This window comes from Streptomyces sp. NBC_00425 (assembly GCF_036030735.1).
In the GTDB taxonomy this organism is placed as follows: domain Bacteria; phylum Actinomycetota; class Actinomycetes; order Streptomycetales; family Streptomycetaceae; genus Streptomyces.
In genome coordinates, this window is the sequence record NZ_CP107928.1 from 6,495,043 (window position 1) to 6,515,279 (window position 20,237).

General features: G+C 73.5%; 16 protein-coding genes. 7 read left to right on the plus strand and 9 right to left on the minus strand.

What is annotated here, in order from left to right:
* Nucleotides 1-49: 49 nt before the first annotated feature.
* The 6 genes from nirD to OHS82_RS28385 form a co-directional block, all read right to left on the minus strand.
* Nucleotides 50-409 carry a nitrite reductase small subunit NirD gene (gene nirD / locus OHS82_RS28360; RefSeq protein ID WP_057574773.1) on the minus strand — a complete coding sequence of 120 codons (360 nt, stop codon included), beginning with the start codon at nucleotides 407-409 and terminating at the stop codon, nucleotides 50-52.
* On the minus strand, nucleotides 406-3,012 hold the full coding sequence (gene nirB, locus OHS82_RS28365) for a nitrite reductase large subunit NirB (protein ID WP_328434779.1): 2,607 nt from the start codon (nucleotides 3,010-3,012) through the stop codon (nucleotides 406-408). The genes nirD and nirB overlap by 4 nt, the downstream gene beginning before the upstream one ends.
* Nucleotides 3,012-4,223: an NAD(P)/FAD-dependent oxidoreductase gene (locus tag OHS82_RS28370; protein WP_328434780.1), complete on the minus strand. Its 1,212-nt coding sequence runs from the start codon at nucleotides 4,221-4,223 to the stop codon at nucleotides 3,012-3,014. The genes nirB and OHS82_RS28370 overlap by 1 nt, the downstream gene beginning before the upstream one ends.
* A gap of 335 nt (nucleotides 4,224-4,558) precedes the next feature.
* The gene (locus OHS82_RS28375; protein ID WP_057574776.1) at nucleotides 4,559-5,185 is read right to left on the minus strand and encodes a class F sortase; all 627 of its coding nucleotides are present in this window, start codon (nucleotides 5,183-5,185) and stop codon (nucleotides 4,559-4,561) included.
* A 244-nt stretch (nucleotides 5,186-5,429) separates the two neighbouring features.
* The gene (locus OHS82_RS28380; RefSeq protein WP_328434781.1) at nucleotides 5,430-5,990 is read right to left on the minus strand and encodes a hypothetical protein; all 561 of its coding nucleotides are present in this window, start codon (nucleotides 5,988-5,990) and stop codon (nucleotides 5,430-5,432) included.
* Nucleotides 5,991-6,206: 216 nt separating this feature from the next.
* Nucleotides 6,207-6,641: a gamma-glutamylcyclotransferase family protein gene (locus OHS82_RS28385; RefSeq protein WP_328434782.1), complete on the minus strand. Its 435-nt coding sequence runs from the start codon at nucleotides 6,639-6,641 to the stop codon at nucleotides 6,207-6,209.
* Nucleotides 6,642-6,794: 153 nt separating this feature from the next.
* Between OHS82_RS28385 and OHS82_RS28390 the strand changes: the two genes are divergently transcribed.
* Nucleotides 6,795-8,441, plus strand: coding sequence for a M4 family metallopeptidase (locus OHS82_RS28390; RefSeq protein WP_328434783.1), 1,647 nt, complete (start codon nucleotides 6,795-6,797; stop codon nucleotides 8,439-8,441).
* A 149-nt stretch (nucleotides 8,442-8,590) separates the two neighbouring features.
* Nucleotides 8,591-9,292, plus strand: a complete 702-nt coding sequence (locus OHS82_RS28395; RefSeq protein ID WP_057574868.1) for a DUF6215 domain-containing protein — start codon at nucleotides 8,591-8,593, stop codon at nucleotides 9,290-9,292.
* A 196-nt stretch (nucleotides 9,293-9,488) separates the two neighbouring features.
* On the opposite strand, the gene OHS82_RS28400 is transcribed toward OHS82_RS28395, so the two are convergent.
* A complete protein-coding gene (locus OHS82_RS28400; protein WP_057574779.1) occupies nucleotides 9,489-10,994 on the minus strand; it encodes an MFS transporter in 1,506 nt (501 codons plus the stop codon).
* A gap of 203 nt (nucleotides 10,995-11,197) precedes the next feature.
* Between OHS82_RS28400 and OHS82_RS28405 the strand changes: the two genes are divergently transcribed.
* Nucleotides 11,198-11,932 (plus strand): TetR/AcrR family transcriptional regulator, encoded by a 735-nt coding sequence (locus OHS82_RS28405; RefSeq protein ID WP_057574780.1) that lies wholly within the window; start codon nucleotides 11,198-11,200, stop codon nucleotides 11,930-11,932.
* A gap of 123 nt (nucleotides 11,933-12,055) precedes the next feature.
* On the opposite strand, the gene OHS82_RS28410 is transcribed toward OHS82_RS28405, so the two are convergent.
* Nucleotides 12,056-14,146: a molybdopterin oxidoreductase family protein gene (locus tag OHS82_RS28410; RefSeq protein ID WP_328434784.1), complete on the minus strand. Its 2,091-nt coding sequence runs from the start codon at nucleotides 14,144-14,146 to the stop codon at nucleotides 12,056-12,058.
* Nucleotides 14,147-14,635: 489 nt separating this feature from the next.
* Between OHS82_RS28410 and OHS82_RS28415 the strand changes: the two genes are divergently transcribed.
* The 3 genes from OHS82_RS28415 to OHS82_RS28425 all read left to right on the plus strand — a co-directional run bounded on the left by OHS82_RS28415 (nucleotide 14,636) and on the right by OHS82_RS28425 (nucleotide 18,365).
* A complete protein-coding gene (locus OHS82_RS28415; protein ID WP_328434785.1) occupies nucleotides 14,636-16,153 on the plus strand; it encodes an amino acid adenylation domain-containing protein in 1,518 nt (505 codons plus the stop codon).
* Nucleotides 16,150-17,529 carry a hypothetical protein gene (locus OHS82_RS28420; protein WP_328434786.1) on the plus strand — a complete coding sequence of 460 codons (1,380 nt, stop codon included), beginning with the start codon at nucleotides 16,150-16,152 and terminating at the stop codon, nucleotides 17,527-17,529. The genes OHS82_RS28415 and OHS82_RS28420 overlap by 4 nt, the downstream gene beginning before the upstream one ends.
* A gap of 68 nt (nucleotides 17,530-17,597) precedes the next feature.
* Nucleotides 17,598-18,365 (plus strand): enoyl-CoA hydratase-related protein, encoded by a 768-nt coding sequence (locus OHS82_RS28425; protein WP_328434787.1) that lies wholly within the window; start codon nucleotides 17,598-17,600, stop codon nucleotides 18,363-18,365.
* A 129-nt stretch (nucleotides 18,366-18,494) separates the two neighbouring features.
* On the opposite strand, the gene OHS82_RS28430 is transcribed toward OHS82_RS28425, so the two are convergent.
* Nucleotides 18,495-19,172: a SanA/YdcF family protein gene (locus OHS82_RS28430; RefSeq protein WP_057574785.1), complete on the minus strand. Its 678-nt coding sequence runs from the start codon at nucleotides 19,170-19,172 to the stop codon at nucleotides 18,495-18,497.
* A 180-nt stretch (nucleotides 19,173-19,352) separates the two neighbouring features.
* On the opposite strand from OHS82_RS28430, the gene OHS82_RS28435 reads away from it, so the two are divergent.
* Nucleotides 19,353-20,132 (plus strand): sirohydrochlorin chelatase, encoded by a 780-nt coding sequence (locus OHS82_RS28435; RefSeq protein WP_328434788.1) that lies wholly within the window; start codon nucleotides 19,353-19,355, stop codon nucleotides 20,130-20,132.
* The last annotated feature ends 105 nt before the right edge of the window (nucleotides 20,133-20,237 follow it).

The following is a 20,237-nucleotide window of genomic DNA, read 5'->3' on the forward strand; positions in this document are numbered from 1 at the left end:
CCGCGCCCCGGCCCGCCCCCTCCCGGCCCTCGGCCCGCGCCCCCAGCCCTCAGGCCGTGCGGACCTCGTAGGTGTGGATGCGTACCGTCTCGTCGTCCAGGCATTCGCCGCTGGTGAGGTCGAAGCGCTGCTTGAGCAGGGGAGAGGCGACGAAGGGGCGGCCGCGGTGGGTGCCGGTGAGGCCGCGGGAGAGGACGGCCGCGCCGCTGAACGGGTCGCGGTTGTCGACGGCGTACAGCTCGCCGGCGCGGTCGCGGAACAGGGCGACCTGGCGGCCGTCCGGCAGCAGGGCGGCCACGCCCCGGCCGGGGACGAGCAGGCTCAGGTCGCAGACCGTGAACCACTCCTCCGCGTGCTGCGCCAGCCGGAGTTGAACCTTCAGGTCGGTGGTCTCGGGCGCCAGGGTCATCGCTGGGCACTCCCTTCCAGGGGTCGGTGGCCGATGGTCAGCAGCGGCAGGTCGGGCTTGATCTGGTCGCGCTCGGGGACGAAGCCGACGACCGGGTCGGGAGTGTCCGGCGCGTTCACGAAGGACACGAAACGGGCCAGCTTCTCGGGGTCGTTGATGGTGGTCGCCCACTCGTCGGCGTAGTGCGCCACGTGCGCCGTCATCAGGGACTCCAGCTCCTCGCAGATGCCGAGCGAGTCCTCCACCACCACGTCCCGGACGTGGTCCAGGCCGCCGGGGATGCGCTCCAGCCAGGTCGAGGTGCGCTCCAGGCGGTCGGCGGTGCGGATGTAGAACATCAGGAACCGGTCGATCAGCCGGACGAGTTCGGCGTCCGACAGGTCCTGGGCGAGCAGGTCGGCGTGGCGCGGGGTGGCGCCGCCGTTGCCGCCGACGTAGAGGTTCCAGCCGTTGGCGGTGGCGATGACGCCGAAGTCCTTCGACTGGGCCTCGGCGCACTCGCGGGCGCAGCCCGACACCGCCGACTTGAGCTTGTGCGGCGACCTGAGCCCCCGGTAGCGCAGCTCCAGGTCGATCGCCATGCGGACGGAGTCCTGGACGCCGTAGCGGCACCAGGTCTGGCCGACGCAGGACTTCACGGTGCGCAGCGACTTGCCGTAGGCGTGGCCGGACTCGAAGCCGGCGTCCACCAGCCGGGTCCAGATCAGGGGGAGTTGTTCGACGCGGGCGCCGAACATGTCGATCCGCTGGCCGCCGGTGATCTTCGTGTAGAGGCCGAAGTTGCGGGCGATCTCACCGATCACGATCAGGCCCTCGGGGGTGATCTCACCGCCGGGGATGCGCGGGACGACCGAGTAGGAGCCGTTCTTCTGCAGGTTGGCCAGGAAGTGGTCGTTGGTCTCCTGCAGCGCCGCCTGCTCGCCGTCCAGGACGTAGCCGCTCGCGCCGATGGTCGGGGCGAGGGACGCGATGATGGAGCCGATCGCGGGCTTGCAGACGTCGCAGCCGTCGCCGCCCCGGGCGCCGTCGCGGCCGTAGCGGTCCAGGAGGTCCTGGTAGGTGTTGATGCGCAGGGCGAGGACGATCTCGTACAGCTCCTCGCGGGTCTGTGAGAAGCAGCCGCACAGGCCCTTGTCGACCTCGACGCCGCTCGCCTCCAGCTCGGCGGTGACCAGCTGGCCGAGTACCTTCACGCAACTGCCGCAGCCGGTACCGGCCTTGGTGCACTTCTTCACCTCGGGCACGGTCGTGCAGGAGTGCTCCGTCACCGCGCCGCGGATGGTGCCCTTGGACACGTTGTGGCAGGAGCAGACGATCGCCTCGTCGGGCAGCGCGGACGGGCCGAGCTGGACGGCCTCCCCGGAACCGGCGGGCAGGACCAGCGACTCGGGGGAGACGGGCGGCACGGATCCGGTGAACGCCCGCAGGGTGCCGTAGGACTCCGCGTCGCCGACCAGGATGCCGCCGAGCAGGGTGCCGTCACGGCCGATGACCAGCTTCTTGTACAGGCCGGAGCGGGAGTCGGAGTAGACGACGTCCAGGCAGTCCTCGGCGGTGCCGTGCGCGTCGCCGAAGGACGCCACGTCCACGCCGAGCAGCTTCAGCTTGGTCGACAGGTCGGCGCCGGTGAAGCTGGCCTCGTCGGCCGCGATCGTCGCCGCCGCGGTCTCGGCCTGCTCGTATCCGGGCGCGACCAGGCCGTACACCCGGCCGTCGGCGGCCAGCGCGCACTCGCCGATCGCGAAGACGTGCGGGTCGGCGACGGTCCGGCACTGCTCGTCGACGGTGATGCCGCCGCGCTCGCCGACCGTCAGTCCGCAGTCGCGGGCGAGCTGGTCGCGGGGGCGCACACCGGCGCTGAACACCACCATGTCGGCGGCGAGTTCGGAGCCGTCGGACAGCTTCATGCCGGTGACCGCGCCGTCCTCGCCGACGACGATCTCCTGGGTGCCGACGCCCGTGTGCACGGACAGGCCCATGTCCTCGATGGTGCGCAGCAGGGCCGCGCCGCCGCCCGCGTCGACCTGGACGGGCATCAGCCGGGGCGCGAACTCCACGATGTGGGAGGTGAGTCCGAGGCCCTTGAGTGCGCCCGCCGCCTCCAGTCCGAGGAGCCCGCCGCCGACGACGGCGCCGGTCGTGGCGCGCGTCCTCGCGTACTCCTCGATGGCGAGGAGGTCGTCGATCGTGCGGTAGACGAAGCAGCCCTCGGCGTCCTTGCCCGGGACCGGCGGGACGAACGGGTAGGAGCCGGTGGCCAGCACGAGGACGTCGTAGTCGACGACCAGGCCCGAGCGGGCGGTCACCCGGCGGGCGTCGCGGTCGACGGTCTCCGCGGGGTCGCCGATGTGCAGCTCGATGCCGTGCGCGGCGATGAACTCCAGGTCGGTGAGGGAGAGGTCCTCGGGCGTCTTCCCCGAGAAGTACGAGGTGAGGGCGACGCGGTCGTAGGCGGGACGCGGCTCCTCACAGAGCACCACCACGCGGTGGGTGGCGGTCAGGCCGCGCTCGGCGAGCGCCTCGAGGAAGCGCTGGCCGACCATGCCGTGGCCGACGAGGACGATCGTGGGGGTGGCCTCCGTGGCCTCCGGGGTGGCGGTCATCAGGAGCCTCCATCGTTGGTGAGCAGGTGGAGCAGGGGGCCGCCGTCGGAGGGCAGCGGCTCTGCTCCCTCCCAGGCGCGGGCGAGCGCGCCGACGGTGCCGAGTTCGCCGACGAGGACCCCGCCGACCAGGCGGTCGTCGCGGACGACGACCTTGCGGTAGGTGCCTCGGGTGGCGTCGGCGAGCTGCACGACGTCGTCGCCGGGGAGCGGCTCGGTCTCGCCGAACGCGGCGAGGTCGAAGGCGCTGTTGCCGGCGAGGGTGAGCCGGGTGAGGACGCGGGTTCCGGTGTAGCGGGAGGGCCGCCCGGCGAGCGACTCGGCCAGGGCGTCCGCCTGTTCCAGGGCGGGCGTGGCGAGCCCGTACACGGTCCCGTCGTGCTGTGCGCAGTCGCCGATCGCGCGGATGTGCGGGTCGGAGGTGCGCAGCTCGTCGTCGACGAGAATGCCCTTGTGGACGGCGATCCCCGCGTCCTTGGCGAGGCCGGCGCGGGGCGAGACGCCGCAGGCCAGCACCACCAGGTCGGCGTCGAGGGCGTAGCCGTCGGACATCTCCACCGAGCGGACGGCGCCGCCCAGGCAGCGCACGTCGCGCACCCGGCACTCGGTGTGGACCTCGACGCCGAGGTCCTTGAGGTGCCGCAGGACCAGCCGGGAGGCGTTCGGGTCGAGCTGGCGCTCCATGAGGCGCTCGGCCTGCTGGGCGAGGACGACCTGCGCGCCGCGCACGGCGAGCGCGCGGGCCGCCGAGACGCCGAGCAGTCCGCCGCCGATGACGACCGCCCGGACACCCGGCCGTACCGCCTTGGACAGGCCGAGGCAGTCGTCCATGGTCCGGAAGGCGTGGACGCCTTCCGGCAGGACGTGGTCGGGGGTGAACAGGCCGCGCAGCGGCGGCAGCACCGGGTTGGAGCCGGTGGCCAGGACGAGCGTGCCGTACGCGATCTCGGAGCCGTCAGCGCAGGAGACGGTCCGCCGGTCGCGGGCGATGCCGGTGACCCGGGCCCGGACCAGTCCGGCGGGCGCGGGCAGCGCGATCACCTCGGGGGCGTACCGGCCGGCCAGCACCTCCGCGAGCAGGACCCGGTTGTAGGGCCGGTGCTCCTCCTCGCCGACGAGCAGTGCGGGCGTGCCCAGCTCGCCGAGCCGGCGGGCGAGTCGGGCGCCCGCGAGGCCGGCTCCGATCACCACCACACGCGAATTCGAGGTCATGTCAAGGAGCGTGCGGTGCCGACGTTACCCGGCCGCATCACGGTTGTTTCCCGCGAGGAACGCTGCCCTCAGCGGGCGAGGAGCGGGGGTGTGAGGGTTCCGGGTCCGGCCCGGATACCCGAGTGAGCGGACGGCGGACGGTGGCCGGCCGGGCGCGCGGCGCGCAGGAGGCCGGGTGAGCGGACGGCGGGCGGCCGGGCATGCGGGGCGGAGGCGGCCGCGCGTGCGGGGCGCAGGCGGGCCGGGCGCGCGGGCGGCGGATGACTGGGCGTGCGGGGCGGTGGACGGCCGGGTCAGCGGGGCGGCGGCCGGGCGCGCGGGCGGGGGCGGGTCGGTCAGCTGTGGGCTGACGTCAGGTGGGCGAACACCACCACGTTGCCCTGGTAGCCGGTCGCCTTCGAGTAGCCCCCGCCGCAGGTGATCACCCGCAGTTCGGGCCTGCTCGCCGCCCCGTACACCTTCTCGTCGGGGAAGTCGCGGGCCGGGTAGACCTCGACGGCGTCCACGGTGAACACGGCGACGCCGCCGTCGCGCCGGTCCACCTCGATGGCGCTGCCCTTGCGCAGCGCGCCGAGGTCGTAGAAGACGGCGGGTCCGTCGGCGTTGTCGACGTGGCCGGCGACGATCGCGGTGCCCGTCTCGCCGGGGGTGGTGCCCGCCTCGTACCAGCCGGCGAGGTTCTCCTTCTCGGCGGGCGGGACGTCGAGGCTGCCGGACGGGGTGAGGGCGAGGCCCGTCAGCGGGGCGTCCACATGGATCGCGGGGATGCGGATGCGGTCGGGCGGTGAGGGCGGCAGCGCCGGGGCGGACCTGCCCGCACGGTCGGGGCCGGCCGCGTGGGCCTGGGCGGCGGACGGCTGCGGCGGGGCGTGCGTCTCGGCGCCGCTGCGCAGCAGCCACGCGCCGCCGCACAGGGCGGCCGCGGTGACGGCGGCTATGGCGGTGTTGCCGACCCTGAGCATCGGGAGACCCCGTTTCTGTGACGTCCGGTTCCGGGAAGTCAGGCGCGGTGACATCGGGCGCGGTGACGTCGGGCGCGGTGACGTCCGGCGCGGTGACGCCCGGCGTGCAGACGTCGGGCGGGTGGGAGCGGGCGGGTGGGAAGCGTGCGGCGACTCCCGTGTCCCCCTCCGGGTCGCGAGGGGCGTCGGACCCGGAGGGGGAGGGGACATGCGGTACCGGCGGACGGACAGCGGAGGGTGTCCGTCAGATCCCGTCGCCTCTCGCCCGGCGATGCAGGAGCCAGGTACCGCCCGCGGCGGCGACGGCGAGAGCCGCCACGCCGGCCGCGGTCTGTACGGGGTCGGGGCCCAGTGCGCCGCCGACCCCCGTCTTCACACTTCCTCGCGGCAGCGTCTGCTGCCGGTCCGAGGCCAGCACGACCACCAGGTCCCCGGTGATGCGCCGGCCGTCCGAGGCGCACTCCGCGACGATCTCGTAGGTGCCGGGCTGCGCGCTCGGCGGCACCCCGAACCGTCCGGCCGCCTCGCCCTCGTGGGCGCCGGGCGCGAGCGGGAAACGGCCGGCGCCCACGGCTCCGGCGTCGCCGGCCGCCGCGCCCGCCCCGCAGTCCGCCGTGTTCACCGAGACCTGCCCGCCCGGCACCGCGGTGGCCGGGTACACCTCCAGACGCCCGGCGCCGGTACCGGTGCCTCCGCGTGCGGTGACGGCGTACGCGGGCGCGGCGAAGGCGGCCGCGGCGGTGACGGCGAGCGCGGTACCGGTCAGCAGACGGGCGGTCGGCAGACGGGTGGTGCGTCGTCGCATCGATGCTCCTTCGAGCTCGCTCCTCGAGATTCCCTGCCCTTCCGAGGTAAGTCGCAGCGGAGCGGACGCGCTTGCTGATGGTGTGTCAGGAATGGGGCGAACGGGTGTCGGACGGCCGGTGGCCGGGGTGCTGTGCGGTCGCGTTTCACCAGGTCACGTGCGTGTGTACGGCTTCGCTCGGAAATCCGTCTGCGGGAGGTGTGAACGGGTGACCGGTCAGCGCCGCGTGAGCCAGTCGCCGCCATCGATCGGCTTCCCGCGTACCCGCAGACGGACGGCGACGGCGGGTGCGGCCACGTACACCCAGGCGCGGACGGGAGCGGCGTCGGCCGCCGGCCTCGTCACTTCGCGCGCGACGCGCTCGTAGAGGTTGTGCGGGTCGCCGGGCGCGTACTCCTCCAGCCGGTCGAGCTCGTCGAGCAGGCGGGCGTACTCCTCGGGGCGGGCCGTCACGAGGTCCCCGGCGACGGTCGCGCCCGCTTCGCCCGGCGCCTCGACCGCGTAGGGATAGCCGGGCCCGTCGTACAGCACCGCGCCCGGCAGCCGGGCCGGTTCCTCGCGCAGGGTGCGGCCGTGCAGGAAGAGGTCGTGGTTGACCTGGCCGGGGCGCAGGGTGCCGTAGACGAAGAAGGGGAGTGCGGGGGCGGTCACGGAAACGATTCTCTCCCCTCACCGGCCCTGCACGGGTCCCTCGCGTCGATGCTATGGACATGACATGTCGAGGCCTCTTAAATGCCAGGACGACGTCAGCGCCATCCCCACGCGCGCCCCCACGGCGCCTTCTTGAGGAGACCGAAGAGACTGATGAGTCGGATACGGCAGCACGTCCGAGGTTCCCGTCTCGCCACCACCGGCATCGCCGTCACCACGGCCGCACTCCTGGCGGCCGCGCTCTCCCCGGCCGCCGGCGCGGCCGACAGACCGACCCGCGCCACCGCCCTCGACAACGCGGCGGCGGTCCTCGCCGACCGGGCCGCGGCCCTGGGCCTCACCTCCGGGCAGAGCACGTCCGTCCGTGACGTGGTCGTCGACAAGGATGGCGCCCAGCACGTCCGTTACGACCGCACCTACCGCAAACTCCCCGTGCTCGGCGGGGACTTCGTCGTTCACCTGGCCCCCGACGGCACGTACCGCAGCGCGAACCGCGCGACCGGGGCGGCGATCGAACTGCCGAGCATCACCCCGAAGCTGTCCGCTCCCCAAGCCGCCGACGTCGCCGTGAACGCCCTGCGCGCGGCCAACCTCGGCGAACGCCTGAACCAGGTGAAGGCCAAGCCGCAGCTGGTCGTCGACGCCCTGCACGGCGCCCCGCGACTGGCCTGGCGGACCAACGCCGTGGGCCTGGACTCGCTCGGCAACCCGGTCGCCCGCACAGTGCTGACCGACGCGCGCACCGGCGCCCAGATCGACGCCTGGGACGCCCTGGAGACGGTCTCCGGCGACGGCAAGTCCCTGTACGGCGGCACGGTCGCGCTGGAGACGACCCAGTCGGGCTCGACGTACCAGCTCAAGGACCCGACGCGCGGGAACACGTACACCGGCGACGCGGAGAACAAGACCGACCTGTGCATCTTCGGCATCTGCTTCAGCCGCGCCCCCGCCACGCTGTTCACGGACGCCGACAACCACTGGGGGACGGGAGCCGCGGCCGACCGCGCGACGGCGGCCGTGGACGCCCAGTACGGCACCAACGTGACCTGGGACTACTACAAGAACGTGCACGGCCGCAACGGCATAGCAGGCGACGGCAAGGGCTCCTACAACCGCGTCCACTACGGCAACAACTACGCCAACGCCTTCTGGGACGACAGCTGCTTCTGCATGACGTACGGCGACGGCAACGCCACGCAGCTCGGCCCGCTGGTGGGGCTGGACGTGGCCGGCCACGAGATGTCGCACGGCGTGACGTCCAAGTCGGCGAACCTGACGTACTCGGGCGAGTCCGGCGGTCTGAACGAGGCGACGTCCGACATCTTCGGCTCGTTGGTGGAGTTCTACGCCAACAACTCCTCCGACGTCGGTGACTACCTCATCGGCGAGAAGATCGTCCGCTCCGGGTTCGGCCGGGACGCCCTGCGCTACATGGACAAGCCGAGCAAGGACGGCAGTTCGGCCGACTACTGGAGCAGCTCGGTCGGCAACCTCGACGTGCACTACTCCTCGGGAGTCGCCAACCACTTCGCCTACCTGCTCGCGGAGGGCAGCGGAACGAAGACGATCAACGGCGTCACCTACAACTCCCCGACGTCCAACGGCTCGACGGTCACCGGCATCGGCCGCGACAAGCTCGGCGCCATCTGGTACCGGGCCCTGACCGTCTACATGACGTCCTCCACCAAGTACGCGGGCGCGCGGACGGCGACCCTGAACGCCGCCCGTGACCTGTACGGCGCCGGCAGCACGGAGTACAACGCGGTGGCGGCGGCCTGGAGCGCCGTCAACGTGAACTGACCTCCACCGCTCCCGACGCCGCGGCCCGCCCCGACGACCTCCCGGGGCGGGCCGTGGCGGGAACGCGCTTCCCCCGTGGCCTGATCACCCGCTACGCTCCCTCCGCGCGCATCCGGCGCGAGCTGGGGGTACCGGGGGTAATGGGGGACATGACCGAGGAAGTCGCCGCGGCCGAGAAGGGCCCGAACGCATGGGCTCAGGCCATCGCGGCGCTGGTGGTGGTCGGCGCGCTGGGGGGCGCGCTGTACGTGATCCAGCAGAACGACGCCAAGGCCGCCGACAAGCCGGCCACCTGCCGGGCCGACGACGAGGACAAGAAGGCCGACGAGGCCGCGAAGGCGGCGCAGCGCCTCTCCGGGACGCAGTTGTGCACGGCGCTCAACCGCACGGACCTGCCGACGCTCCTCGGCACGCCGACGGAGTACGCGCGGACCGCCTACGGCAGCGACGGCTCGGTCGAGACGGGGGGAAAGAGCATCCCGTCCCCCGAGGGGACCGTCCAACTGGACACCTACACGGTGAAGTTGTCGCGGTCCTACGACGGCCTGCCGATCGGCGGGATGCAGGACCTGCTGAACGAGGCGCAGACGAAGACGATCGCGGGTCACCCCGCGGTGCTCTACTCGAGCCCGACGATCGCCATCCAGTTCAACCTGGGCGGCGGCAAGTCGCAGACCGCGCCCGGCGGCGTCGCCCGCACCCTGGTCGTCGCCCCGGACGTCAAGGACGGCGGCGGGTCCTACGAGCTCTCCATCTGGCGCCAGGACGACGTGCGTCCGGACGACACGGCACTGCTGCGCATCGCCCAGCAGGTCCTCCCCACGATCCCGGGCTGGACCACCGTCCGCTGACACGCCACCCGGCGTGGCCGCACACCGCAGCCGCACGCCGCACGCGGGCCCGGTCGCACCGTCGTCCTGGATCACGGTGACGACGGCCGGAGTCCGCCGACACGCCGGGCACGCCGGGCACGCCGCACGCGTCGGACACGCTGAAGACCGGCGCCCCCGTGGGGCGTCGGCCTTCGCGGTGCGGGAGCCGTGACGGTCAGGCGACCGGCTGCGGTTCCTCCGCGGGTGCCTCGGCGACCGGCTGCTGCGGCCGGGCGTCCCGCATGACCAGGGCCGCCAGGGCGGCCGCTGCCAGGACACCGATCGCGCTGATCGTGAAGGTCGTCGTCATCGACGCGGTGAAAGCCTCCCGGGCCGCCCGCACGAGAGTGCGGTCGCCGCCGGCCGCAGCCAACGCCCCGCCGATCGACTGCCGGGCCGCCTCGGGGGCGTCGGCCGGCATCTCGGCGGCGAATCCGCTGGTCAGCAGGGAACCGAGGATCGCGATGCCGAGCGCGGTGCCGGCCTGCTGGACGGTGTCGTTCAGGGCCGAGCCGACGCCCGCCTTGTCCGCGGGGATGGTGCCCATGAGGGCGGCGACGGCGGCGGGCATCGCGAGTCCGGCGCCGAGTCCGAGCAGTCCCAGCGCCACGGCCGGGACGGTGAAGCCGGAGTCCGCGCCGACCGTGGCGAGGAGCGCGAAGGAGGCGGCCATCACGAGCATCCCGGCCAGGACGACGAACCGGTTGCCGATCCTCCCGGCGAGGTGCACGCCCGCCCCGTTGCCGGCCAGCGCCGCGAGGGCGAACGGCAGGAAGGCGAGGCCGGCCCGGACGGGGGAGTAGCCGAGGACGAACTGCAGGTACTGGGTGAGGACCAGCAGCAGACCGCCGTTGCCGATCTGCACCAGAGCCAGCGAGAGCGAACCGCCGCTGAAGTTGCGGTGCTTGAAGAGGACCAGCGGGACCATCGGCGAGGGGGTCACGTTCTCCCAGACCACGAACCCGGCCAGGCCGAGGACGGCGACCGCGAGGCCGAGGGTGGAGCGCCCGCCGAACGCGCCGTGCAGCGGAAGCTCGATGATCCACCAGACCAGGGAGGTCATGCCGACCGCGGAGAGCACCGCGCCGAGCGGGTCGGGCTTCTGCCAGGGCGCCCTGGACTCCGGCATCAGGGTCAAGGCGGCGACGACGGCGAGCACGACGACCGGGACGTTGATCAGGAAGATCGAGTGCCAGGAGAAGTGGTCGATGAGGACGCCGCCGAGGACCGGACTGCCGACCAGGCCCAGCATGGACACCGAGCCCCACGCCGCCATCGCCCTGCCGCGCTCCTCCTCGTCGAAGACGGTGATGAGGATGGACAGCGTGGACGGCATGATCAGCGCCCCGCCGACGCCCATCGCGGTGCGGACGGCGATCACCTCGCCGGGGTCGGTGCAGAACGTGGCGGCCAGTGAGGCCGCCCCGAAAAGCGTCAGGCCGATCAGCATCACCCGTCGGCGGCCGAAACGGTCACCGAGACTTCCCGAGGTCAGCAGCAGGCCGGCGAAGACCAGGATGTAGGAGTCGAGGATCCACTGGGTGTCCTGGGCGCTCGCGCCGATGTCCTCGGTCATCGAGGGCACCGCGACGGTCAGCGCCATGCTGTCGATCGTCAGGACCAGCGTGCTCAGGCACAGCACGACCAGGATCCACCAGCGGCGGGGACTACGGGTTTCCATGACGTCCTGTCCTTTCGTCGTGCGCACGGTGTTCTCGCGATGCGCACACTGTTCCGACGGCGGCCTGCCGAGCGCTACGTACAGCGTTCCGCTCGATGCGCACACTGTACGCAGATCGGAACGGTGTGCGCAACGGGGAACTCTGTACGCTGGACGCGCACGATGTTCGCCCGTCGTCAGTCGACCCCTTTGGGAGCAGAGCCGTGGCCGCCGAGACGCAGAACCCCCGCCCCGTCCCGTCCGTGTGGGCCCGAGGGCGCCGCGAGCCCGACCAGCCCGCGCTCAGCCGGGACGCGATCGTCCGGGAGGCGGTCGCCATGCTGGACGTCGACGGCATCGAGGCGCTGAGCATGCGCAAGCTGGGCGCCCGGCTGAACGCGGGCGCGACGTCCCTCTACCGGCACGTCGCCACCAAGGACGAGCTGATGGAGCTGGCCGTGGACGAGGTCGCCGCCGAGATCCAGGTCCCCTCGGCCGACGGCCCCGACTGGCGCGCCGCCGTCGCCGAGGCCGCGGGCTCCTTCCGCGCGACCGCACTGCGGCACCCGTGGCTCGCCTCGGTGCTCGGTCAGGCGGGCCTCGCCTACCTCGGCCCCAACCTGATGTCCTTCTCGGAGCGGCTGGCCTCGCTGTTCACGGCTGCGGGGTTCGCCGAACCGGGCCGCGCCATCGAGCCCGTGCTGAGCTACGTCATGGGGGTGAGCACCACCGAGGCGGCCTGGCTCACCACGGTCGCCCGATCCGGCGAGAGCGAGGCGGACTTCGTCGCCCGCCTGATGCCCGCGGCCCAGCAGGCCGCCGCCCCCTACGCCCACCTGGCCGACGCGTACGCCGCGAGCGCCGCCGAGTCGGCCGATCCGGTGGCGCTGCGCGAGAGCAAGTTCGCCTACGGCCTGGACGTCGTGCTGGACGGCCTGGCCCTGCGCCTGCCGGACTAGGGCTCCGGAGCGTCGGGTCCGGGTCGTCAGGCTCCGGATCGTCGTGGTCCGGGTCGTCAGTCCCCGGGGCGTCGGGGTCCGGAAGGGCGGGGTCCGGAGCGGGAGTTCGGAGCAGAGGCTCTGCTAGGCGGACGGTCCCGCGAGTTCCACCCGTACCGCGCACACCTTGAACTCCGGCATCCGCGAGGTCGGGTCCAGGGCCGGGTTGGTCAGGGTGTTGGCCCGGCCCGCGCCCGGCCAGTGGAACGGCATGAAAACGGTGTCCGGGCGGATGCCCGTGGTGATCCGGGCCGGCGCCACCGCCCGTCCCCGCCGGGACACGACGGCCAGCGCATCGCCCTCGGCCGCCCCGAGCCGCGCCGCCAGGCGGGGGTGCAGCTCCACGAACGGGCCGGGCGCGGCGGCGTTCAGCTCGGCGACGCGCCGGGTCTGGGCGCCGGACTGGTACTGCGCGACCACCCGCCCGGTGGTGAGCAGCACGGGGTAGTCGTCGTCCGGTTCCTCGGCGCTCGGCCGGTGCGACACGGGCGCGAACCGGGCCCGGCCGTCCTCGGTGGCGAACCGGTCGAGGAACAGGCGGGGCGTGCCGGGCGCCGGGCGGCCGTCCTGGCCGGCCGGACAGGGCCAGAACACCCCGTCCTCCGCCGCCAGCCGTTCGTAGCTGATCCCGGAGTAGTCGGCGATCCCGCCCGCGCTGGCCCGCCGCAACTCCTCGAAGACCTCCTCGGGTTCGACGGGGAAGCCCTTCTCGACGCCCAGCCGTGCAGCCAGTTGGTGCAGCACCGCCAGGTCGCTGCGCACGCCCTCCGGGGCGGTGACCGCCTGCCGGCGCAGCAGCACCCTCCCCTCCAGGCTGGTCGTCGTCCCCGTCTCCTCCGCCCACTGGGCGACGGGCAGGACGACGTCCGCGAGCGCCGCCGTCTCGGACAGGACGACGTCGCAGACGGCGAGGAAGTCGAGGGACTTCAGGCGTTGCTCGATGTGCGCGGCGTGCGGCGCGGACACCACCGGGTTGGACCCCATGAGCAGCAGCGACCGGACGTCGGACCCCAGGGCGTCCAGGAGTTCGTACGCGCTGCGACCGGGACCGGGCAGCGAGTCCGGGTCGACGCCCCACACCTCGGCCACGTGCCGGCGGGCCGCCGGGTCGTCCAGCTTGCGGTAGCCGGGCAGCTGGTCGGCCTTCTGGCCGTGCTCGCGCCCGCCCTGCCCGTTGCCCTGCCCGGTCAGGCAGCCGTAGCCGCTGAGCGGCCGCCCCGCCCGGCCCGTCGCCAGGCACAGGTTGATCCACGCGCCGACCGTGTCGGTGCCCTTGGACTGCTGCTCGGGCCCGCGCGCGGTGAGCACCATCGCGGCCTCGGGCTCGCAGAACAGCCTTACGGTCTCCCGTAGTTGTGGAACGGACACCCCCGTGATCCGTTCCACGTACTCCGGCCAGTGGGCCATGGCGGCCGCCCGGGCGTCCTCCCAGCCGACGGTGCGCTCGCGCACGTAGTCCTCGTCGACCCGCCCTTCGGTGACGATCAGGTGCAGCAGGCCGAGGGCGAGCGCGAGATCCGTCCCGGGCCGCGGCGCCAGATGCAGGTCGGCCTGCTCGGCGGTCTTGGTGCGGCGCGGGTCGATGACGATCAGCGTGCCGCCGTTCTCCCGCAGTTCGCTGAAGAACCGCAGAGCGGGAGGCATGGTCTCGGCGAGGTTGGAGCCGACCAGGATCACACAGCCCGTGCGCGGGATGTCCTCCAGCGGGAAGGGCAGTCCCCGGTCGAGTCCGAACGCCTTCATCCCGGCCGCCGCCGCGGACGACATGCAGAACCGGCCGTTGTAGTCGATCTGCGAGGTGCCGAGCACCACCCGGGCGAACTTGCCGAGCGCGTACGCCTTCTCGTTCGTCAGCCCGCCGCCGCCGAACACACCGAGCGCGTCGGCCCCGTGCGCGGCCCGCACCCGGCCCAGTTCCCCGGCGATCCGGTCCAGCGCCTGGTCCCAGGAGGCCGGCACGAGCGAGTCGCCGGACCGTACGAGAGGCGAGGTCAGCCGGACGCCCGGGGCCAGCACCGCCGCCGCCGTGCGCCCCTTGCCGCACAGCGCTCCCCGGTTCACCGGGAAGCCGGTGCGCTCGACCACCTCGACGCCTCCCGCGGGCAGAGGCGACAGGGCCATCCCGCACTGCAGGGCGCAGTACGGGCAGTGGGTGGGCGTCGAGGCGGTCGGCATGCCCCCAGCGTGCGTCGCCTGTGTTACACGCCGTGCGGCCTCCTGTTACGGCGGTGTGCTGGCACCCTCCCCGAGTGCCGCGTCCCGGAGTGAGGCACAGGGCGCCCCGCCCTTGAGTCGTCGCCGACCCGCACGAACGTTGCCCCTGTGGACGAAGACGCCGCAAGTGACTCATTCCGTCCAGTGGATGTCCGGTTGCGCATGCTTGAAGGTTGAAAAGGCGCCGATACAGTCGAGTGCGCGCACGACCCGCACGACCCGCACGGCGCAGGACCACGCAGAACCACGCACGGCGCACGACCCCCTGCGCGGCGCTCCACCCCTGCACGGCGCACGACTCCGCACGGCGTCAGACCGCACGCCGCACGACCCGCACGCCGCAGCCCCCGAACGGCGTTCGCACCCCGGGTGAGCCGTCCGACGTCCGGGCACGCCCCGTCGCCGGCCATGTCACCTGCATCCCCGAAGCAGCCTGGAGGTCACCCCACCATGCCTCTGCGCCATCTCACCCCCCGTGACCAGGATCTCTTCTGGCGCTACGGCCGCGGCCCCGCCGTCGACGTCCCGGACCCGCTGGTCCACCGCGCCGTCGAACGGCACGCCGCCGCCGCGCCGCACGCCGTCGCCGCCGAACACCGCGGCACGACCCTCACCTACGGCGAGCTCAACCGGTACGCCGACGCCCTCGCCGCCCGGCTGGTCCACGAGGGCGTCCGCCCCGGTGACCACGTCGGCCTCTTCGTCCGCCGCTCGCTGCCGATGCTCGTCGGCCTGCTCGGCATCCTGAAGGCGGGCGCGGCCTACGTCCCCCAGGACATCGGCCTCGCGCCCGCCGCCCAGCTCGCCCACGTCGTCCGGGCCGCGGCCACCCGCGTCGTGCTCACCCAGCGCGCACACGTCGGCCGGATCCCGCGCGGCCCCCGCGTCCTCGCCCTCGACGAACCCCTCCCGCGCGCCACCGCGCCCCGCCCCCGCATCGACCCCGACGACGGCTGCTACGTCCTGTTCACCTCCGGCACGACCGGCTGCCCCAACGGCGTGAAGGTCACCCACCGCAACGTCGCCAACCTCCTGTGCACCGAACCCGGCGGCCTCGGCATCCGCCCGGGCGACCGGGTGGCCCAACTCCTCAACATCGCCTTCGACATGGCCGCCTGGGAGATCCTCGGCTGCCTGGCCCACGGCGCCACCCTGGTCGTCCGCGGCAAGGACATCGCGGCGGCCGCGCGCACCGCCACCGTGCTCGTCGCCACCCCGACCGTGCTCGCCGGCATCGACCCGGCGTCCTGCCCCCGGGTGCGCACGGTGGCCGTCGCCGGCGAGCCCTGCCCGCGCCCGCTCGCCGACGCCTGGGCGGCCCGGGCCGCCTTCCACAACTGCTGCGGCCCCACCGAGACGACCATCGTGAACACGATGAGCCGGCACGCCCCGGCCGCCCCGCTGCTCACCATCGGCCGTCCCACCCCGAACAACACCGTCTACGTCCTCGACGCCGACCGCCGCGCCCTGCCCGTCGGCGAGGTCGGTGAGATGTGGGCCGGCGGCGACTGCGTCTCGGCCGGCTACCTCGGCAACGACGAACTGAACGCCGAGCGCTACGCACCCGATCCGTTCCTCGGCGGGGGGCGCCGGATGTTCCGTACCCGGGACCTCGGCCGCTGGACGCCCGGCGGCGAACTCGAACACCTCGGCCGCACCGACGACCAGGTCAAGGTGCGCGGGTTCCGCGTCGAGCTGGACTCCGTGTCGTCGGTCCTCGAAGGCGTTCCGGGCTGTACCCGGGCGGTGACCCTGCGGCGCGACGCCCGCAGCCTGGTCTCCTTCGTCTGCCCGGCCGACGTGGACCCGGACGCGGCCCGCCGCGCGGTGGCGGACGCACTGCCGTACTACTGCGTGCCCGAAGATGTCATGCCCATGACGTCACTGCCGGAGACGGACCGCGGAAAGATCGACAAGCCGGCGCTGCTGGAGCTGGCCCGGCAGCGGACGGCGGTGGCCGCCCGATGACGACGTCCTCTTCCCCGCCCCCCTCCCCGCCCGCGTCCCCGGTACCGCCCTCGTCCCCGCTTCCCGCGCCCTCCGCCCCCGCCCCCGCCCCCGCCCCCGCCTCCGACTCCGACTCGGCCCCCGTCTCCGCTTCGCCGTCCCCGGACGGGCGGTCCGTCGAGCTGCCCCCGCCGCTGTCCGCGCCCAGGCGTCTGCTCAAGCACCCGCGGCTGATGCACCACAACCGCCTCGCGGCGCTGGTGCTGCTGGCCAACCTGGCCTACGCGTACGGGAGTCGGCCCCTGTCGGCGGAGACCCTGGCGCACGCGTCCCTCGCCAACCTCGCCCTGGCCGTCCTGGTCCGCCAGCAGTACGTCATCAACCTGCTGTTCCGGCTGGCGACCTCGGCCCCGACGCACTGGCCGCTGCGGCTGCGCTGGACGCTGGGCAAGGTCTACCACTTCGGCGGACTGCACGTGGGCGCAGCGCTGGCGGGAGCGGCCTGGTTCCTGTCGCTGACGCTCCGGACGACCGACGGCTCGCTGCGGGTCGTCGGCTGGACCCTGGCGACGCTGCTCGCCGTGATCGTCGCCACCGCCCTGCCGCCCTTCCGCTCCCGCCACCACGACCACTTCGAGAAGATCCACCGCTTCGGCGGCTGGGCCGCCCTCGCCCTCTTCTGGACGCACACGCTGATGTCGGCTCCCGGCCCCGGGCCGGTGTCCGTGCTGGCGCTGGTCACCTTCAGCGTCGCGCTGCCCTGGCTGCGACTGCGCAGGGTGGACGTCCGTCTCGAACGCCCTTCCCGTCATGTGGCGTTGGCGCGCTTCGACCACGGCGTGACGCCCTTCGCCGGCTCCTCGACCGCGATCAGCCGCAGCCCGCTGAAGGAGTGGCACTCCTTCGCCAACGTCCCGGCCCCCGGCGAGTCCGGCTTCCGTCTCACCGTCTCGCGGGCGGGCGACTGGACCGGCGCCTTCATCGACGACCTGCCGCGGAAGGTGTGGACGAAGGGCATCACCACCGCCGGGGTCGCCAACATCGAGGTCCTGTTCACGAAGGTGGTCTACGTGGCGACCGGCAGCGGCATCGGCCCCTGCCTGCCGCATCTGCTGGCCGCCGAGGTCCCCTCCCGGCTGGTCTGGGCGACCCGCGATCCACGGGCGACCTACGGCGACGCCCTGGTCGACGAGATCCTCGCCGCCCAGCCCCACGCCGTCGTCCATGACACCTCCCGGAGCGGCAAGCCCGACATGGTGGCCCTCGCGTACGCCGCCTACCACGACTTCGGGGCGGAGGCGGTGATCTGCATCTCCAACAAGAAGCTGACCTGGCAGGTGGTGCACGGGCTGGAACGGCGCGGGATTCCGGCGTACGGCGCGATCTGGGACTCGTGAGCCCCGGACGAGAGCCCGGACAAGGCCCGGGCACGGGCCCGGACACACAAGGGAAGGCAGGCGACACGATGGACAACCTGAAGCTGGAGCGCGCGGGCGGGGTCGTGACGGTCCGTCTGCACCGACCGCACGTCCTCAACGCGCTGAACGCGGAACTGCTGGCCGAACTCCTGCACGTACTGAGCCCGTTGGACGCGGACGACTCCGTCGGATGCGTCGTCGTCACCGGTTCCGAGCGGGCCTTCGCGGCCGGCGCCGACATCCGGGAGATGGCGGGGAAATCGGCCGTGGAGATGGCACGGGAGGACTACTTCTCCGCCTGGGAGGACTTCGCGGACCTGCGCACCCCGCGGATCGCCGCGGTGAGCGGCGTCGCCCTCGGCGGAGGCTGTGAACTGGCGATGATGTGCGACCTGGTGATCGCGGGGGAGTCGGCGGTGTTCGGGCAGCCGGAGATCAAACTGGGGGTGATCCCGGGCATCGGCGGCACCCAGCGCCTGACCCGCCTGATCGGCCGGCCCAAGGCGATGGACCTGGTCCTCACCGGCCGCACGATGGACGCCCGTGAGGCGGAACGCGCGGGCCTGGTCTCCCGGGTGGTCCCCGACGACCGGGTCCTGCCCGAGGCGTGGGAGGCGGCGGCGGCCGTCGCGTCGTACGGGGGCGCGGCGGTGCGGGCGGCCCGCGAGTGCGTGGACCGGGCGCTGGAAACCGGTCTGCGGGACGGCATCCGCTACGAACGCCGCGTCTTCCACGCCCTGTTCGCGACGGACGACCAGAAGGAGGGGATGGCCGCGTTCCTCGAGAAGCGCCGGCCGCGCTTCACCGGACGCTGACGCTCCCCGTGCGGCGGGCACGAGGAGTACGAGAAGTCGAGGGGTACGGGGAGCACCGCGGGCATGGCGGACCGGGCGGGCACGGAAAGCGCACCTCGCGCCCGCCCGCCCCCGGATCGCCCCGGCGCCTCACCTGGCGGCCGCGGACGCCCGGGACACCCCCTGCTCCTTCGGCCCGAGGAAGCGGGGATCCGGTTCGAACACCGCGTCCAGGGCCGCCTTGCCGGCCGCCAGGACCTCCCGGGCGCCCCCGTAGTACCAGGTGACGTCGTGCTTGGCGGCGACGCCGACGCCGTAGGAGTCGACGCCCGCCGCCTCGCACAGGGCGACCGCCCGCCGGATGTGGAAGTCCTGGCTGATCAGCACGGCCGCGTCGACGCCGAAGATCTTCTTGGCGCGCACGCACGAGTCCCAGGTGTCGAACCCGGCGTAGTCGCTGACGATCCGCCGGTCCGGCACGCCGTGTCTCGTCAGATAGGCGCGCATCGCGTCGGGCTCGTCGTAGTCCTCGCGGCTGTTGTCGCCCGTCACGAGGACGACCTCGATCCGGCCGGCCCGGTACAGCTTCGCCGCCGCGTCCAGCCGGTGCGCGAGGTACGGCGACGGCTCGCCGTCCCACAGCCCCGCCCCGAAGACGACGGCGACCTCGCGGCGCGGCGCCTGCGCCGTCGTGCCGATCCGGTCGGACGTCGACACGTACAGCCAGGTGGCCGGCAGCAGCGCCAGCACGCACCCGGCCATCACGGCCTGCACCAGCCGGCGCCGCCCGGCGCGGGTGCGCGGCAGCCGCGGTCGACGGATGTTCATGAGATCCCCCCAGTCGAACTCCCCTTCGGCCAGGGAAGACGTGACGGGCGGTGATCCGGTTCGCCCTTGCGGCCATGTGTCCCGCGCCTCACACACGTCCCGCCCCGGCGGTGAACCCCCGGAAAACAGTCGTGACGGTCAGGCAACGGGGGTGCAACCTCGGCCCGCCAGGATGGGTGCATGAGCCAGCCACGTCTCGTCCACCTCGACGGCCGCCGGCGACCCGGCCCGCCCGCGCTGGTCGTCGTCGCCCACGGCAGCCGTGACCCGCGCGCCCTGAGCAGCGTCCGCGCGCTCCTGGACGTCGTCCGCGCCGAGCGCCCCGGCCTGGCGGTCCACCTCGGGCACATCGAGCTGAACGAGCCCCTGCTCACGGACACCCTGGCCGGTCTGGACGCCCGCGGCACGACGGACGCCGTCCTCGTCCCGCTCCTCCTCGCCCGTGGCCACCACGTCAAGCACGACATCCCCGAGACGGCGGCGCGGGCCCGGGTACGCACGCGCGTGGCCGCGCCGCTGGGACCGCACCCGCTGCTGGCGCAGACCCTGCACGAGCGCCTGACCGAGGCCGGCTGGCGCGCGCCGGCGACCGAGCGGGAGCGCCGGTCGAGCGCGGTGGTGCTGGCGGCCGCCGGCTCCCGCGACCCCGACGCGGCGACCGACACACGCCGCACGGCACGGCTGCTCGCCGAACGGCTGGGCGTGCCGGTGGTCCCCGCCTACGCGTCGACGGCGGCCCCGACGGTCGCGACGGCGCTGCGGGCCCTGGCGGCGCGAGGCCGCGACCGGGTGGCGGTGGCCTCCTGCTTCACGGCCCCCGGACGCTTCGCGACGGAGGCCGCGCAGGCGGCCCCGTGGATCGCCGCGGCCCCGCTGGGCGTCCACCCCCTGATGGCGAGCCTCCTGCTCCACCGCTACGACCGGGCCCTGGCGGCGGACGGCAGGAGCGACGCGGCCTGAGGGGCGCGCGGAAGCACGCGCCCCGCCACAGACGCCACGAACGCGCCCCCCACGGGACCCGGCAGGCGAGTAGCGCCCCGATTGTCACTCCCGCCGCTTACTGTC

Bases quoted from the DNA above. Each gene is read 5' to 3' on its own strand.
- OHS82_RS28400 (WP_057574779.1), bottom strand. From the start codon at position 10,994: ATGGAAACCCGTAGTCCCCGCCGCTGGTGGATCCTGGTCGTGCTGTGC.
- OHS82_RS28430 (WP_057574785.1), bottom strand. From the start codon at position 19,172: ATGAACATCCGTCGACCGCGGCTGCCGCGCACCCGCGCCGGGCGGCGC.
- nirD (WP_057574773.1), bottom strand. From the start codon at position 409: ATGACCCTGGCGCCCGAGACCACCGACCTGAAGGTTCAACTCCGGCTG.
- OHS82_RS28435 (WP_328434788.1), top strand. From the start codon at position 19,353: ATGAGCCAGCCACGTCTCGTCCACCTCGACGGCCGCCGGCGACCCGGC.
- OHS82_RS28380 (WP_328434781.1), bottom strand. From the start codon at position 5,990: ATGCGACGACGCACCACCCGTCTGCCGACCGCCCGTCTGCTGACCGGT.
- OHS82_RS28415 (WP_328434785.1), top strand. From the start codon at position 14,636: ATGCCTCTGCGCCATCTCACCCCCCGTGACCAGGATCTCTTCTGGCGC.
- OHS82_RS28370 (WP_328434780.1), bottom strand. From the start codon at position 4,223: ATGACCTCGAATTCGCGTGTGGTGGTGATCGGAGCCGGCCTCGCGGGC.
- OHS82_RS28420 (WP_328434786.1), top strand. From the start codon at position 16,150: ATGACGACGTCCTCTTCCCCGCCCCCCTCCCCGCCCGCGTCCCCGGTA.
- OHS82_RS28390 (WP_328434783.1), top strand. From the start codon at position 6,795: ATGAGTCGGATACGGCAGCACGTCCGAGGTTCCCGTCTCGCCACCACC.
- OHS82_RS28395 (WP_057574868.1), top strand. From the start codon at position 8,591: ATGACCGAGGAAGTCGCCGCGGCCGAGAAGGGCCCGAACGCATGGGCT.
- OHS82_RS28425 (WP_328434787.1), top strand. From the start codon at position 17,598: ATGGACAACCTGAAGCTGGAGCGCGCGGGCGGGGTCGTGACGGTCCGT.
- OHS82_RS28375 (WP_057574776.1), bottom strand. From the start codon at position 5,185: ATGCTCAGGGTCGGCAACACCGCCATAGCCGCCGTCACCGCGGCCGCC.
- nirB (WP_328434779.1), bottom strand. From the start codon at position 3,012: ATGACCGCCACCCCGGAGGCCACGGAGGCCACCCCCACGATCGTCCTC.
- OHS82_RS28410 (WP_328434784.1), bottom strand. From the start codon at position 14,146: ATGCCGACCGCCTCGACGCCCACCCACTGCCCGTACTGCGCCCTGCAG.